The organism is Nonomuraea typhae, from assembly GCF_009760925.1.
Classification (GTDB): Bacteria; Actinomycetota; Actinomycetes; order Streptosporangiales; family Streptosporangiaceae; genus Nonomuraea; species Nonomuraea typhae.
On the sequence record NZ_VRLV01000002.1, the window covers coordinates 869,205 to 884,496 of the forward strand.

Here is a 15,292-nt window from a genome sequence, read left to right on the forward strand (position 1 = left end):
GGATCCAAAGCACACGACCCCTGCCGGAGGCGCACGAATCCGGTGGAGGACCCGGCCCCCGGTCTGCTCCCTTCTCCGGCGCGGGCGGTGAGTCCTGATGGGCCTTGACCTGCAGGTGCCGCCCTCTGTCCGGGGGGCACATGTGAAGAAGGTGCCCCGGGGCCGGCTGGGGTCGCGGGTGGATCGGGCGGTGGCGCCGTACCTCTACATCGTGCCCTTTTTCGTGATCTTCGCGGTCTTCGGGCTGTTCCCGCTGGGCTACACGGCCTGGGTGGCGCTGCACAAGTGGGATCTGGTCAGCGGGAACCAGGGGTTCGTCGGGCTGGACAACTTCGCCGGGCTGCTCGCCGATCCGGACTTCTGGAACGCGGTCGGCAACACCGTGGGGATGCTGGTCGTCGCCGGCGTGCCGCAGCTGCTGATCGCGCTGGTGCTGGCCGGCCTGCTCAACCGGCCGCTGCGCGGGCTGACGTTCCTGCGGATGGGCGTGCTGGCGCCGATGATCACCTCGATCGCGGCGGTGGCCATCGTGTTCTCGCAGCTGTTCTCGCGGGACGCGGGCCTGGCCAACTGGGCGATCGGGCTCGCCGGCGTGGACCCGATCGACTGGCAGGCCGACAAGTGGTCGTCGTGGACGGCGATCGCGGTCATGGTCGACTGGCGCTGGACCGGCTACAACGCGCTGATCTACCTGGCGGCCATGCAGTCGATCCCGCGTGACCTGTACGAGGCGGCCGAGCTGGACGGGGCGTCGAAGGCGCGGCAGTTCTGGCAGATCACGATTCCGATGATCAAACCGGCGGTGATCTTCACGGTCATCATGTCCACGATCGGCGGCATGCAGTTGTTCACCGAGCCGCTGCTGTTCGGCCAGGGCGAGTTGTCGGGCGGCAGCCTGCGGCAGTTCCAGACGGCCGCGATGTACATGTTCCAGCAGGCGTTCGAGGAGTTCGACTACGGGTACGGCTCGGCCGTCGCCTGGATGATCTTCATCCTGATCGTGCTGATCGCGCTGGTGCACTTCCTGATCTCCCGGAGGCTGAAGTGATCAGGAACAACAAGCTGGTCTATCTCACCTTGCTCATCGCGATCGTGATCTCCGTCTTCCCGCTGTACTGGATGTTCGTCATCGCCACGCGCACCAACGACGTCGTGGGCGAGTACCCGCCGCCCCTGACACCCGGCGGCGAGCTGGGCGCCAACGTCACCCGGCTGTTCGAGGCCGAGCAGGCCAACTTCGCGCTCGGCATGCTCAACTCGGCCATCGCGTCGGTCGCGGTGACGGTCTCGACCGTGTTCTTCTGCTCGCTGGCCGGGTTCGCCTTCGCCAAACTGCGCTTCCGCGGGCGCAACGCGCTGCTGGTGATCGTCCTGGGCACGATGATGATCCCGGTCCAGATGGGGATCATCCCGCTCTACATGGTCATGGTGGAGCTGGGCTGGCAGAACACCCTGCAGGCGGTCGTGGTGCCGTTCCTGGTGTCGGCCTTCGGGGTGTTCCTGATGCGGCAGTACGCGATCAGGGCGGTGCCCGACGAGCTGATCGAGGCGGCCGTCGTCGACGGGAGCTCCAGCTTCCGCGTGTACTGGAGCGTCGTGCTGCCCGCCCTGCGGCCGGGCGCCGCCGTACTCGCGCTCTTCACGTTCATGGGGACCTGGAACGAGTTCATCTGGCCCCGGGCCGTGCTGGAGGCCGACAACCCGACCGTCCAGTTCTCGCTCAGCCAGCTCGCCACCGAGTACTACACCGACTACACGCTGATGTTCGCCGGCACGCTGGCGGCCACGCTGCCGCTGCTCGTCGTCTTCATCGTCTTCGGCCGCCAGATCATCGGCGGCATCATGGAAGGAGCCGTCAAGGCATGAGCACGTTTCTCTGGGGCGCGGCGACGTCCAGCTACCAGATCGAAGGGGCGTTCGCGGACGACGGCAGAGGGCCGTCCATCTGGGACACCTTCAGCCGCGTGCCGGGCAGGGTGCGCAACGGCGAGAACGGGGACGTCGCCTGCGATCACTACCACCGGTATCTCGACGACGTGCAGCTGATGGCCGGGCTGGGGCTGCGGGCGTATCGGTTCTCGATCGCCTGGCCGCGGATCGTGCCGGAGCGCGGGGTGGTGAACCAGGCCGGTCTGGACTTCTACCGGCGGCTCGTGGACGCCTTGCTGGAACGCGACATCACGCCTTGGCCGACGCTCTATCACTGGGATCTGCCGCAGTACCTTGAGGACGCCGGGGGGTGGCCCGACCGCGACACCGCCTACCGGTTCGCCGACTATGCCGACATCGTGCATGCGGCGCTGGGTGATCGCGTGGCCAATTGGACGACGTTGAACGAGCCCTGGTGCTCGGCGTTGCTGGGGTACGCCAACGGTGAGCACGCGCCGGGGCGCAAGGAGCCGGCCGAGGCGGTGAAGGCGGTTCATCACCTGCTGCTGGGGCATGGGCTGGCAGTGCCTCTTTTGTCCGGAAATATCGGCATCACGCTAAATATGTCGCATGTGACGCCCGCCAGCACCGCGCCCGCCGACGTGGACGCCGCCAGAAGGATCGACGGCATCCAGAACCGCCTGTTCATCGACCCCGTGCTGCTCGGCGCCTACCCCGAGGACGTGCGTGCCGACCTCGCCCACCTCAGCGACTTCGGCCACGTCAAGGACGGCGACCTCGCCGTGATCTCCCGCAAGATCGGCATGCTCGGCGTCAACTACTACTCCCCCGCGCTGATCGCCGCCGGCGAGCCCGCCCCGCCGGGCACCACCCCGTGGATCGGCGCCGAATCCGCCCACTGGGCCGACGGCGGCCGCGAGCGCACCACGATGGGCTGGGAGATCGACGAGAACGGCCTGCTCGACCTGCTCCAGCGCATCGTCAAGGACTACCCGCCCATCGACCTCTACGTCACCGAGAACGGCGCCGCCTTCGCCGACACCGTCAGCCCCGACGGCGCGGTCCACGACGCCGACCGCATCGACTACCTGGAGCGGCACATCTCGGCCTGCGCCGAGGCGGTCAACAGGGGCGTGCCGCTCCAGGGCTACTTCGCCTGGTCGCTGCTGGACAACTTCGAATGGGCGCACGGGTACGGCCAGCGGTTCGGCATCGTGCACGTCGACTTCGCCACCCAGAAGCGCACGCCCAAGGACTCCGCCCTCTGGTACGCCGCCCGGATCCGCAAGGGCGGCCTCTAGTGCCACCCCTCGCACGGAGTCGCGCACGGAGTCGCGCACGGGGTTTTGCACGGAGACCCGCGCGGAGACGCCCATGGTGAGCGGGGCCAGGAAACGGGTGACGCTGGACGAGGTGGCGGCGCACGCGGGCGTGGGCCGGGGCACCGTCTCCCGAGTCGTCAACGGGTCAGAGAACGTCAGCCCGGAGACCCGGCACCTGGTCGAGCGGGCGATCGCCGAGCTCAACTACGTGCCCAACCACGCCGCCAGGTCCCTCGCCGCCAGCCGTACCGACAGCATCGCGCTGGTGATCGCCGAGCCAGAGGCGCGGTTGTTCTCCGACCCGTTCTTCGCCGGCATCATCCGGGGCATCACCTCCGAGCTCACCGCCACCGGCCGGCAACTGCTGCTGACCATGGCGGGGACGCCGGAGGAGCGGGCGAACCTGGAGGGGTACCTGTCCGGCGGGCACGTGGACGGCGTCCTGCTGCTGTCGCAGCACCGGGACGACCCGCTGCCGGGGTTCCTGGTGGACATCGGGGTGCCGACGGTCCAGGGCGGGCGCTCGATCGGGCCGCAGGTGGTGCCGCAGATGGTGGACGTGGACAACCACCTGGGCGCGCACGTGGCCGTGGAGCACCTGCTGGCGCGGGGCCGCCGGAGGATCGCCACGATCTCCGGCCCGATCGACATGATCGCGGGGCTGCACCGGCTCGGCGGCTACCGGGAGGCGCTCATGCTGGCGGGCCTGCCGGAGTTCGTCGCGCACGGCGACTTCACCGAGCAGAGCGGCGCCCGTTGCATGCGGGACCTGCTGGAGCGCGTGCCGGACCTGGACGCGATCTTCGCCGCCTCCGACCTGATGGCCGTGGGCGCGCTCCGGGTGCTGGCCGAGGCCGGGCGCCGGGTGCCGCAGGACGTGGCGGTGGTCGGGTTCGACGACTCCAGCCACGCGCAGTTCACCGGGCTCAGCTCGGTCCACCAGCCCATCGAGGACATGGGCCGGGAGATGGTCAGGCTCCTGAGCTCGCTCATCTCCGGCGAGCGTCCGTCGCGTGCGGCGCTGGTCCTCACTCCGCACCTAGTGATACGCGAATCGAGCTAGATTTCATGGAATTTCGGCATCTTGGGCGTTCTGGTCTCATGGTCAGCGAGATCGCCTACGGCAACTGGATCACGCACGGCGCGCAGATCGACGAGGACCGGGCCCGCGCCTGCGTGCGCGCCGCGCTGGACACCGGCATCACCACCTTCGACACCGCCGACGCCTACGCGGACGGCCGCGCGGAGGAGGTGCTCGGCCGGGCCCTGGCCGCCGTGCGCCGCGACGAGGTCGAGATCTTCACCAAGGTCTACTGGCCGACCGGCGCCGGAATGAACAACCGCGGCCTCAACCGCAAGCACGTCATCCGCTCGGCCGAGGACTCGCTGCGCCGCCTGGGCACCGACTACCTCGACCTCTACCAGGCCCACCGCTTCGACTCCAGCACGCCGCTCGAGGAGACCCTGCGCGCCTTCGACGATCTGGTACGGCAGGGCAAGATCCTTTACGTGGGCGTGTCGGAGTGGACCGCCCCCGAACTCGCCGAGGCGCTGCGCATCGCCCGCGACCTGGGCCTCGACCGGATCGTCGCCAACCAGCCGCAGTACAACATGCTGCGCCGGGTCATCGAGCCCGACATCGTGCCCCTCTGCGAACGGGAGGGCGTCGGCCAGGTCGTCTTCCAGCCGTTGGCGATGGGCGTGCTCACCGGCAAGTACCGGCCCGGCGCCCCGATCCCGCCGGGCAGCCGCGCCACCGACCCGGTGGGCGGGCAGTTCGTCAACCGGCTGCTGACCGACGAGGTCCTGACCCGCGTCCAGAACCTGCGCCCGATCGCCGCCGACCACGGGCTGACCCTGGCCCAGCTCGCGATCGCCTGGACCCTGGCCAACCCGAACGTCAGCGCGGCCATCGTGGGCGCCTCCCGTCCGGAGCAGATCACCGGGTCCGCGGCGGCGGCCGGGGTCAAGCTGGGGACGGACGCGCTGGAGGCGATCGACGAGATCCTGGGCGACATCGTCGAACGCGACCTGGACGGGCCCCTGAGCCCGCAGTCGCGCCCCTAGGAGCCGGGGCGGTGTTCGTTCACGCAGCGCAGGACCGGATACGCGGTGAGGGCGGCAGGGTCGAGGCTGCGGGACGTCTGGATGTGGAAGGTCGCGCTTTCCCCGGGTAGCAGGGTGACGAGCTGGTCGTCGATGCGGGCGTCCGGATCCAGGCGGTCGGGGAAGACGGCCAGCTCGCGCAGGATCGTCCGGGCGGTCACCCGCAGCCGCACGCCGCCGTCCACGGCCTCCACCTGGGTGGTGCAGGCGGCCTCCGGGTAGCCCATGTCCGGGTCCTCGGCGGCCATGCGCAGCGCCCGGGCGCCGTCCAGTTCGGCCACCAGCAGCTCGCCCTCCCGCAGGTCGCCGATGGCGGGCTCGACGCCCAGGACCGCCCTGGGCTCGATGCGCACGCCCATGCTCTCCTTGGCCAGCGTCTCGCCCCGGACGGACATCCGGGTGATCGCCAGCTCGCCCTCCCACGGCTGCGCGGTGTCGTTGACCGCCACCAGCTCCATGTCCTGAAAAGTCAGGATCCGGGGGGCGTAGGCGCGCCGCATGCCGTACCAGAGGGGCTTCTCGCGGCCGTCACCGTCGACGGCGGCCCAGGACGTCACCGGCCAGCAGTCGTTGAGCTGCCAGATGATCGTGCCCATGCAGTACGGCATGAGCGCGCGGAAGCGCTCGACGCCGAAGGCCAGGGCGCGGGCCTGGTTGAGCTGGGTGAGGTAGTGCCAGTCGTCGAACGTCTCCGGCCGCGGCAGGTGGGCGCCGAGGCCGCGCAGCAGCTTGTCCCGGCCGCCGATCGCCTTCTGCGGCGAGGAGTCCGGGGTGAGCGGCCGGTCGGAGGAGGCGCGGCGCAGGGTGGCGTACGCGGGCGGGCCCTGGAAGCCGAACTCGGCCACGAAGCGCGGCGTGTAGGCGGCGTAATGGGTGTAGTCCTGGGCGTTCCAGACGGTCCAGATGTGGATCGTGCCGCGCTGGGGGTCGTTCGGGTCGCGGTCGGGTGCGCCGGAGTAAGGGCTCCCCGGCCAGTACGGCCTGGCCGGGTCGAGCTCGGCGGTGACCCGGGGCAGCAGGTCGTGGTAGAAGCCGCCGCCCCAGGTGCGTCCGCGGAGCTCCTTCTTCCAGTTCCAGTGCCAGTGGCCTTCGAGGTTCTCGTTGTTGCCGCACCAGATGACCAGGGAGGGGTGGCGCATGAGCCGGGCCACGTTGTCGCGCGCCTCGGCCTCGACCTCGCCGGTGAAGGGCTCCTCCTCGGGGTAGGCGGCGCAGGCGAAGGGGAAGTCCTGCCAGACCATGATCCCGAGCTCGTCGGCGAGGTCGTAGAAGGCGTCGGACTCGTAGACGCCGCCGCCCCAGACCCGCAGCAGGTTCGCCCCGGCGCCGATCGCCTGCCCCATGCGCTCGCGCAGCGTCTCGGGGGTGATGCGGGCCGGGAAACAGTCGTCCGGGATCCAGTTGAACCCCTTGACGAAGACGGGCTCGCCGTTGACCGACAGCCGGAACGCCTCCCGGTCCAGGCGCACGTCACGGAACCCGATCCGCCCGCTCCATACGTGGTCACCGGCCCGCACCGTGAGCTCGTACAGCCGGGGCTCCCCGTATCCACGGGGCCACCAGAGCTCGGGATCCTGGACACGCAACCGGATGACGCCCTGCGTCTGCCCCGCCGCCAGCCGTACACGTCCTTGGACGCCCGCCACGTCCGCGACGACCTCGACCGAAGCAGCGCCAACGCCCGAAGCAGCACCTCCGCCCGGAGGCACGCCGCCGCCCGGAGGCACGCCGTCGGCGAAAGCACCGGCCACCGCAGCGCCGGCCTCCTCCGCGGTGCCGGCTTCCGCCGGAGGCGTGCCCTCTACCGAGAAGCGCACCTCCACCTCGCCGTCGGCCCCCGCGGTGGGCAGGACCTCGGCCAGCCGTACCCCCGACCAGGACTCCAGCCCGATCGCCCGCCAGATGCCTGCCGTCACCAGCGTCGGCCCCCAGTCCCAGCCGAAGTTGCAGGCCATCTTCCTGATGAACTGGTACGGCTCCGGGTAGGCGCCCGGCCGGTCCCCCAGCTCGTCCCGGCGGGCCTCCGCGTAGGCGTAGGCCGAGTCGAACCGCACCTCCAGCCTGTTGGCGCCCTCCCGCAGCAACCGCTTGACCGGGAAGCGGTGGGTGCGGTGCATGTTGGCCGTCCGGCCCGCCTCCACGCCGTTGACGAGCACGGTGGCGACCGTGTCGAGCCCGGCGCAGACCAGGTCCACGTGTTCGTCGCCGGTGCCGGCCCAGTTGAAGACGGTCTGGTAGGTCCAGGGGGTGCGGCCGATCCAGGACAGGCGTTCCTCGTTGCGGTCGAGGTAGGGGTCGTCGATCAGCCCCGCCGCCAGCAGATCGGTGTGGACGCAGCCGGGGACGGTCGCGGGGACACCGGAGTGCTCCGCGCCGGTGAGGGTCCATCCTTGGTGCAGGGTGCGCACGTCATCTCCACTGGTGGGGGCCGGGTTGACGCTAGGGCGGACGTGACAACGTTGTCAAGATCGGCCGGAGCGGGGCGTGTCCACCAGTGTGCGGCACGCGGGCGTCCGGGGCGGGGCATTAAGGTCGGGGGCATGGTCCGCGCCGACGCCGAACGCAACATCGAAGCCATCCTGGACGCCGGACAGCGTCTGCTCACCCTCGATCCGGGGGCGAGCGTGGCGGAGGTGGCGAAGGCGGCGGGCGTGGGCCGGGTGACGCTTTATGGGCATTTCCCGTCACGCGAGCACCTGGTGGACGCCATCATCACCAGGGCGATCCAGGATGCCGACACGGCGCTGGACGACCCCGAGCTGGCGGAGCTTCCGCCGGCCGAGGCGGTGGCGCGGCTGGTGGCCTCCTCGTGGGAGATCCTCAACCGGCACAGCCGCCTGTTCGTCGCCGCCGACCGGGCGCTGCCGGCCGAGCGGATCCGGGAGCGGCACGCAGAGCCGCTGCGGCGGGTGGAGGCGCTGATCGCCCGCGGCCGGGCGAGTGGGGAGTTCCGGACGGACGTGCCGGTGTCCTGGCAGGTCAGTGCGTTCTTCGCGTTGCTGCACACGGCCGCCCAGGAGGTGGAGGCCGCCCGCCTCGAGCGCGCGGAGGCGGGCGGGGTCCTGGTCACGTCGCTGGGGTCGCTGCTTGCGGCTCGATCCCGGTCAGCAGGTTGAACGCGCCGGTCAGCAGGTTGAGGGTGACGAGCCCGACCACCTCGGCGATGATCCGGTCGCTCCAGCCGTGCGCGCGCAGCACGGCGACGTCCTCGTCGGTGAACGAAGCGGGCTCGGCCAGCACGCGGACGGCGACGCCGATGAGCGCGGTCTCACGGGCGTCCGTGGAGACGCCCTGACGGGCCAGCTTCACGTCCTGCTCGCTGAGCCCGGCCTCGAGCGCGGCCCGCTCGTGCGCCTGCCGGCACATCGCGCAGCCGGTCCATTCCTGTACGGCCAGCGAGATCTTCTCCGCCAGCGGCCGGGGGATCTTCACCCGCTTCATCGCCCGGGAGAAGGCCAGGTAGCCCTCCAGAAGGGCGGGCGAATGGGCCATGGTGGAGATCATCTCCCCTGCCGAGCCGCGTCGCTCGACGATCTCGGTGAGGATCTCGCGGGATCTGGCCGGAGCCTGCTCGGGTTGCAGAGCGGTCAGGCGTCGCATGGTTCCTCCTTCAGATATACCCCAGGCGGGTATCACAGCAAGACTACCCCGCTCGCTATTCCCAGCACCACGGAGAGCCCCGCGCACGTGATCGCCACCCATCCGCGGCCCGGCCGGAGCCGCCCCTCACCGCTGTACAAGGGCCTGATCCAGCGCAGGTAATAGAACACGCTGGCCACCGTGTTGACCGCCGCGACCACCGCCAGCCAGGCGAACCCGCCCTGCCAGGCGGCGGCGAACATCAGCACCTTGCCCACGAACACCGCCGTCGGCGGCGTCCCCACGAGCCCCAGCAGGCAGACCACCAGCGACAGCGCCAGCCACGGCGAGCGCCTGGCCAGCCCGGCGTAGTCCGGGAGCCGGTCCGTGCCGGCCGCCGCGACCACCGCGAACGCGCCCAGGTTCGTCACCGCGTAGGCGGCCACGTAGAACAGCAGAGCGGGCTCGGCCAGCGCGGCACGACCGGCCACGGCCACCGGCACGAGCAGGTACCCGGCCTGGCTCACGCTCGAGTACGCCAGCAGGCGGCGCACGTTGTCCTGCTGGAAGGCGGCCAGGTTGCCCAGCGTCATCGTGGCCGCCGCCAGCACGGCCAGCAGCAGGGACTGGTCGAAGACCTCCGCGGCCAGCCGGTACAACGCCACGAACGCCCCGATCTTGGGCACCGTCGTCACGAACGCGGCCACCGGCCGGGAGGCGCCCTCGGCCACGTCCGGCACCCAGAAGTGGCCGGGCACGCCGCCCGCTTTGAACACCATCCCGGCCAGCAGCAGCACGACGGCGACGCCGGGCGCGGCGCGGTCCAGTTCCGGGTAGGCGGTGGCGCCGGCCGTACCGAAGACCAGGGTGACGCCCGCGAGCATGAGCACGCCGAGGAAGGCGCCGAGCAGGTAGTACTTCAGGGCCGCCTCGGTGCCGGCGGCGTCCTTGGCGAACCCGGCCAGCGCGTAGGCGGGGATACTGGCCAGCAGGTAGGCGGCGACGAGCACCAGCAGGTCGTCGGCCCCCGCCATCGCGACGGCGCCGAGGGCGGCCAGCATGACCAGCGTGTACACCTCGCTCTCACGGCGGTGGCCGCGTGCCCACGGCCTGGCCAGGGGGAGCACGAGCAGGGTGGCCGCGGCCACGGTGAGGCGGGCGGCGTTCGACGGGAGGTCCACGGCGAACGCCTCGAATGCCGACATATCGGGATTTCTGATGACCGCGGCCGTCGCCACCAGCGCTCCCGCGAGGGCCGCCCCGCAGATCCAGGCCACGACACCCTGACGCTCCCGGGGCAGGAACAGCCCGGTCAGCAGGCCCAGCACCGCCCCCGCCAGGAGGAACAGCTCGGGCAGCAGATCGAGCGGGTTCTCCGCCATCCCGTTCATCGGCTCACCAGGCTCACGACGGCCGCCGCGGCCGGTTCGACCACGTCCAGCAGCCAGCGCGGGAACACCCCGATCACCAGGGACAACGCCAGCAGCGGCGCGATCGCGAAGAGCTCGCGCGGCCGTACGTCGGAGACGCCCAGCTCACCGGGGCCACCGAGGAAGGCCCGATGGAAGACGCGCAGCAGCAGCGCCGCGGTGAGCAGGATGCCCAGAATGCCCAGCACGCCGGCCACGACCGCACCGGCCCCGATCACCCCGGTGAAGATCTGGAACTCGGCGATGAACCCCGACAACCCCGGCAGCCCCAGGGACGCGAAAGCCGCCACCGCCATCATGGACGTGAAGACCGGGGCAGTCCCGGCAATCCCCCCAAAGCGCGAAATGTCGTAGCTTCCCGCTCGGTCCCACAGCACACCGGTCAGCAGGAACAACGCCCCCGTCACCAGCCCGTGGCTGACCATCTGCGTCACCGCGCCGCTGACCGCCACCTCCCTGGCCTGCGCCGCCCCCGCGGCCAGCCCGGCCGCGCCCAGCGCGAGCACGATGTAGCCCATGTGGTTGACCGAGGTGTAGGCGATCAGGCGCTTGAGATCCTCCTGCGCGAGGGCGACCAGCGCGCCGTAGAGCACGCTGACCACGCCCACGACCATGATCACCCAGGCGTACGCCCGCCACGCCTCCGGCAGCATCGGCATCGCGATCCTGGCGAAGCCGTACGTGCCCATCTTGAGCAGCACCCCCGCGAGGATCGCCGAGCCCGCGGCGGGCGCGTCGGTGTGCGCGGGCGGCAGCCACGTGTGCACCGGCACCGTCGGCGTCTTCACCGCCAGCCCCACGCCGATCGCCAGCAGCACCACCGCGGGCACCGCCGGCGGCGTCGCGATCAGCTCGGTCATGTCGAACGTCCCGCCGCCGAGGTAGAGCCCGATGAAGCCGAGCAGCAGCGCCAGCGACCCGAGAAAGGTGTACAGGAAGAACTTCAGCGCCGACCTGGCCCGATCCCCGTGCCCCCAGCCGACGATCACGAAGTACATGCCCACGATCGACAGGTCGAAGAAGACGAAGAACAGCAACAGGTCGAGCGCGGCGAACAGCCCGATCGAGACCGTCTGCAGAAACAGGAACAACGCCGCATAAGACCGCGGCCGCCGCGTCTCCCGCCACGAGTAGACCGCGCAGAGCAGGAACAACACCGCCGTCATCGCGATCAGCGGCAACGACAGCCCGTCCACGCCCACGTGGTAGCCGGCCCCCACCGACGGGATCCAGCGCAGCCGCGTCTCGTACGCCAGCCCGCCGTCGTAACCGAGCCACATGCCCGCGACCAGCGCCAGATCGGCCCCCGTGGCCCCTGCCCACACCCACCGCGCGCTGACCCCCGGCACCACCAGGAGCGCCGCCGCCAGCAACGGCAGGAAGATCACCAGATCGAGCACCCGACCTCACCTCACCAGCACGATCGCCAGGGCCAGAATGATCAGCCCGACCGCGGCCTGGGCGAAGTACGTGTGCACCTGCCCGTTCTGCGGACGCCGGGCCAGCCGCCCCAGCCGGAGCGCCGCGCCCGCCACCGCCCTCACCACCCCGTCCAGCCCCGCCTCGAACGGCATTCGCGCCGCCCGGGCCGCCGCCATCCCCACCTTGGGCACCGCCCCGACCGCCCCGTCGACGACCCGGTCGTCGAACCACGCCAGGGCGCGGGCACACCCCATCAGCGGCCGCCACACCGCCGCCCTGGCCAGCGCCTCCAGCCCCAGCCACCCTCCGGTACGGCCCGGCCGCCGGGACATCAGGAGGCCGGGCCGTACCAGGACCACCGCCAGGACACCGACGGCCAGCCCACCCGACAGGACCAGCTCCCCCGCGCTCACCCCGGCCGCGCCCGGATCACCCACCAGAGCCGACCACCAGGACCACACGACCGGCACCCCGGCCACCCCGAGAACGGCGGCGGCCACGGCCAGCGGCGGCAAGGAGGCCGCCGTCCACACAGGCGCGGACGGCGGCTCTGAAGACAGCGCCTCTGAAGACGGCACACCCGGAGAAGACACGACCGGAGAAGACGCGACCAGAGAAAGCTCGTCCGGAGAAGGCCCACCCGGAGAAGGCGCGCCCAAGGACCGCGCGCCCGGAGCGCGGCGCCCGTCGGCCGGGCCGGCGCCGCGCCAGACCGACGCCAGCGCCTTGCCCGCGTAGGCGGCCGACAGCAGCCCGGCGGCCAGCCCGACCGCGTGCAGCCACGGACCGGCGACGGAGGCCAGCACGGTGTCCTTGGTGACCCACAGGGACAGCGGCGGCACCCCGGCCAGCGCCAGCGCCCCCACGGTGAAGCTCACCCCCACCACGGGGTACCGCCGGGCGGCCCCGCCCAGCTCGGCCAGATCCTTGGTCCCCAGGGCGGTCAGCCACGCCCCCGCCCCCAGGAACAGCAGGCTTTTCACGGCGGCATGCGCGACCAGCTGTGCCGCGCCGCCCGCCACCGAGCCCATCATCATGAGCCCGATCTGCGCGCACGTGGAGGCGGCCAGCAGCTGCTTGAGATCTCGCTGGGCCACGGCCACGGCGCCGAGCAGCAGCGCGGTCAGCCCGCCGGCCCAGGCGGCGACCGGCGCCGCCCATCCGGTGGCGGCCAGCAGCGGCTGGAGCCGCATGAGCAGGTACGCCCCGGCGGCCACCATGGTCGCGGAGTGCAGCAGCGCCGAGACGGGGCTGGGCCCGGCCATGGCCCGCGACAGCCAGAACGAGAACGGCAACTGCGCCGACTTCCCCAGAGCGGCGAGGACGACCCCGGCGGCCACCAGGTCCCGCCACGGCGCGGGCAGCCCGGCCAGCCCGTCCAGCCACAGCCCCTGTCCCCGCCCGCCGGCGGCCAGCGCCGCCCCCGCGGCCACGTACAGCCCGAGGTCCCCGGCCCGCGTGGTCAGGAACGCGACCCCGGCCGAGGTCACCCGGTCGTCGTCGCGCCACCAGTACCCGATGAGCGCGTACGACATCGCGCCCATCACTTCCCACCCCATGAGCAGCACGGTCAGCTCGGTCGCGGTGACGGTGGCCAGCATGGCGCCGACGAATACGAGCATGAGCCCGTAGAACCGCGCCTCCCGGAGTTCCCCTGCCGCGAACACGAGCACGGCCAGCGCCACCGCCGCGACCGTCACCACCATCACGGCCGACAGCCCGTCCACGGCGAACCCGGAGATGAAGACGTGCGGGAAGCGTACGGCCGGCCGCGCGATCGCCGCCCAGACGGCCAGCGCGAGGGTCGCGGCGGCGGTGGTGAGGGCGACGGCCCGCGGCGCCCGCCGTACCAGGAGAAGGAGGGCGCCCACGGCGGCGGGCAGGATCCAGATCATCCTTTGAGGTCCCCCGCGTCGTCGGTGGTGTCCACGTCGCGGGCCCGGAAGATGGCGGTGGTGACGGCGAAGCCCATCGCCATCTCCAGCGCCATGACGGTGACGGCGACCAGCACGAGGACCTGGCCGTCGGCCGTGTGGGGCGCGAGGTAATACCAGAAGGCGCCCCCGGCGGCGATCAGCCCGTTGATCATGAGTTCGAGGCCCATCATGAGCATGACGATCGACTGCTGGGACAGCGCGCCGTACAGCCCGATGGCGAACAACGCGGCGGCCAGCAGCAGGAAGCCCTCAAGCGTCATAGCGCCCCCGATGCGTGGCCAGGACCACCGTGGAGATCATCGTGGCCAGAATGGCGAGCCCGATGACCATCATGACCAGCATCTTCGGCCCCATGATCGCCATGCCGAGCGACTCGGTGGGGTCGGGCGGGGGCGGTCCCTTGCGGGCGGGCCGGTCGGTGAGGAAGATCCCGGCGGCCAGCAGCGCGAAGACGGCCACGGAGATGACCGCGGCGCCGCGCTTGTTGTGCACCATCGTCATCGGCATGAGCCCGGCCGGGTTCATCATGTACATGATCATGAAGACGGCCATCACGAGCATCTCCATGATCATCATGAGGATGATCAGCACGCCCAGGTAGTCGAGGTCGATCAGCAGAAACGTGCCGCCGACCGCCACGAGCGAGGCCAGCAACGCGAAGGTGGCGCGGGCCATCGAATCGACCGCGAACACCGCGATCCCGCTCGCCACCGCCAGCACCGCCAGGAGCCAGAACGCCATCACATCACCACGATCCCCACCACCAGCAGTTGCAGCAGCGACACCGGAATCAGCACCATCCACGCGAACGTCATGAACCTATCCATCCGTACGGCCGGCATCCTGCGCCCGATCTCCGCCAGGAGCGCCACCATGGCCACGGTCTTGACCAGCGTCCACGCCCAGGCGGGCAGCAGGGGCCCGGCTCCGCCCCCGAGAAACAGCGGCACCGCCGCCCCGGCCGCCACCACGAGCAGCAGGTACCGCCCGGCGAAGAACACCAGCCGGTCGGCCCCGGCCAGCTCGGCCGCCACCCCGCCCGCGATCCCCGCCCCCACCGGCTCGGCCATCGGCCCCCAGAACGCCATGGCCAGCGCCGACACCACGTACACCAGGAACGCCACCGGCATCCACACCACGAACCAGAGCCCGTCCTGAGCCGCCACCACGTCGGCGAACCGCAGCGACCCCGCCCCCAGCGCCACCGTGATGAGCGCGAACATGTGCGGCAACTCGTAGGCCAGCCCCTGTGCCACGAACCGGTAGCCGCCCACCAGCGGAAAGACCGAATTCGCCCCCCACCCGGCCAGCCACAGCGCCGCCCACGCCCCGACCTCCATCGCGTTGAACCACACCACGCCGACGCCCAGGTCCAGCACCGCCCGCTCCCCCACGGGCAGCACCAGCGCCGCCAGCACCGCGACCACCGGCAGCCCGATCACGCCGAGCCTGGCCAGCAGCAGGTCCGGCAGCAGCGTCCGGCGCGGCTGCGTGACGAGCGCCCGCGCCACCTGCCCCACGACGTCCTGCCGCCTGTCCAGCGCCACCGTCCCGGCCACCAGCGCCACCAGCCCGGCGACCAGCCCCGCCGCCTCACCCACCGCGC

General features: G+C 71.3%; 14 protein-coding genes. 6 read left to right on the forward strand and 8 right to left on the reverse strand.

Annotated features, from left to right (window positions below; translation table 11 throughout):
- The first annotated feature begins 142 nt into the window (after positions 1 to 142).
- The 5 genes from FVE25_RS10500 to FVE25_RS10520 all read left to right on the forward strand — a co-directional run bounded on the left by FVE25_RS10500 (position 143) and on the right by FVE25_RS10520 (position 5,279).
- Positions 143 to 1,048 (forward strand): carbohydrate ABC transporter permease, encoded by a 906-nt coding sequence (locus tag FVE25_RS10500; RefSeq protein WP_246266888.1) that lies wholly within the window; start codon positions 143 to 145, stop codon positions 1,046 to 1,048.
- Positions 1,045 to 1,866 (forward strand): carbohydrate ABC transporter permease, encoded by an 822-nt coding sequence (locus tag FVE25_RS10505; protein ID WP_246266890.1) that lies wholly within the window; start codon positions 1,045 to 1,047, stop codon positions 1,864 to 1,866. The genes FVE25_RS10500 and FVE25_RS10505 overlap by 4 nt, the downstream gene beginning before the upstream one ends.
- Entirely contained in the window at positions 1,863 to 3,191 is a 1,329-nt protein-coding gene (locus tag FVE25_RS10510) for a GH1 family beta-glucosidase (RefSeq protein WP_157246211.1), read from the forward strand. The genes FVE25_RS10505 and FVE25_RS10510 overlap by 4 nt, the downstream gene beginning before the upstream one ends.
- A 73-nt stretch (positions 3,192 to 3,264) precedes the next feature.
- Positions 3,265 to 4,275, forward strand: a complete 1,011-nt coding sequence (locus FVE25_RS10515) for a LacI family DNA-binding transcriptional regulator (RefSeq protein WP_157246212.1) — start codon at positions 3,265 to 3,267, stop codon at positions 4,273 to 4,275.
- Positions 4,276 to 4,280: 5 nt separating this feature from the next.
- Positions 4,281 to 5,279 carry an aldo/keto reductase family protein gene (locus FVE25_RS10520; protein ID WP_157246213.1) on the forward strand — a complete coding sequence of 333 codons (999 nt, stop codon included), beginning with the start codon at positions 4,281 to 4,283 and terminating at the stop codon, positions 5,277 to 5,279.
- On the opposite strand, the gene FVE25_RS10525 is transcribed toward FVE25_RS10520, so the two are convergent.
- Positions 5,276 to 7,726, reverse strand: coding sequence for a glycoside hydrolase family 2 protein (locus tag FVE25_RS10525; protein WP_246266892.1), 2,451 nt, complete (start codon positions 7,724 to 7,726; stop codon positions 5,276 to 5,278). The two genes, FVE25_RS10520 and FVE25_RS10525, sit on opposite strands and share 4 nt — an antisense overlap.
- 132 nt (positions 7,727 to 7,858) lie before the next feature.
- Between FVE25_RS10525 and FVE25_RS10530 the strand changes: the two genes are divergently transcribed.
- Positions 7,859 to 8,434, forward strand: a complete 576-nt coding sequence (locus tag FVE25_RS10530) for a TetR/AcrR family transcriptional regulator (protein WP_157246214.1) — start codon at positions 7,859 to 7,861, stop codon at positions 8,432 to 8,434.
- Here the strand turns inward: FVE25_RS10530 and FVE25_RS10535 are convergent.
- Genes FVE25_RS10535 through FVE25_RS10565 form a run of 7 tightly spaced genes read right to left on the reverse strand, consistent with a single transcriptional unit; the run spans position 8,385 to position 15,287 of the window.
- On the reverse strand, positions 8,385 to 8,918 hold the full coding sequence (locus tag FVE25_RS10535) for a carboxymuconolactone decarboxylase family protein (RefSeq protein WP_157246215.1): 534 nt from the start codon (positions 8,916 to 8,918) through the stop codon (positions 8,385 to 8,387). The genes FVE25_RS10530 and FVE25_RS10535 overlap by 50 nt on opposite strands.
- Positions 8,919 to 8,950: 32 nt before the next feature.
- Positions 8,951 to 10,288, reverse strand: coding sequence for an NADH-quinone oxidoreductase subunit N (locus FVE25_RS10540; RefSeq protein WP_157246216.1), 1,338 nt, complete (start codon positions 10,286 to 10,288; stop codon positions 8,951 to 8,953).
- Positions 10,285 to 11,727, reverse strand: coding sequence for a complex I subunit 4 family protein (locus FVE25_RS10545; protein ID WP_157246217.1), 1,443 nt, complete (start codon positions 11,725 to 11,727; stop codon positions 10,285 to 10,287). The genes FVE25_RS10540 and FVE25_RS10545 overlap by 4 nt, the downstream gene beginning before the upstream one ends.
- 6 nt (positions 11,728 to 11,733) lie before the next feature.
- On the reverse strand, positions 11,734 to 13,644 hold the full coding sequence (locus FVE25_RS10550) for an NADH-quinone oxidoreductase subunit 5 family protein (protein WP_157246218.1): 1,911 nt from the start codon (positions 13,642 to 13,644) through the stop codon (positions 11,734 to 11,736).
- Positions 13,641 to 13,946, reverse strand: coding sequence for an NADH-quinone oxidoreductase subunit NuoK (gene nuoK / locus FVE25_RS10555; RefSeq protein ID WP_157246219.1), 306 nt, complete (start codon positions 13,944 to 13,946; stop codon positions 13,641 to 13,643). Before nuoK ends, FVE25_RS10550 begins: the two co-directional genes overlap by 4 nt.
- Positions 13,936 to 14,427: an NADH-quinone oxidoreductase subunit J gene (locus tag FVE25_RS10560; RefSeq protein ID WP_157246220.1), complete on the reverse strand. Its 492-nt coding sequence runs from the start codon at positions 14,425 to 14,427 to the stop codon at positions 13,936 to 13,938. Before FVE25_RS10560 ends, nuoK begins: the two co-directional genes overlap by 11 nt.
- A complete protein-coding gene (locus tag FVE25_RS10565; protein WP_246266893.1) occupies positions 14,427 to 15,287 on the reverse strand; it encodes an NADH-quinone oxidoreductase subunit H in 861 nt (286 codons plus the stop codon). Before FVE25_RS10565 ends, FVE25_RS10560 begins: the two co-directional genes overlap by 1 nt.
- Positions 15,288 to 15,292 lie beyond the last annotated feature (5 nt).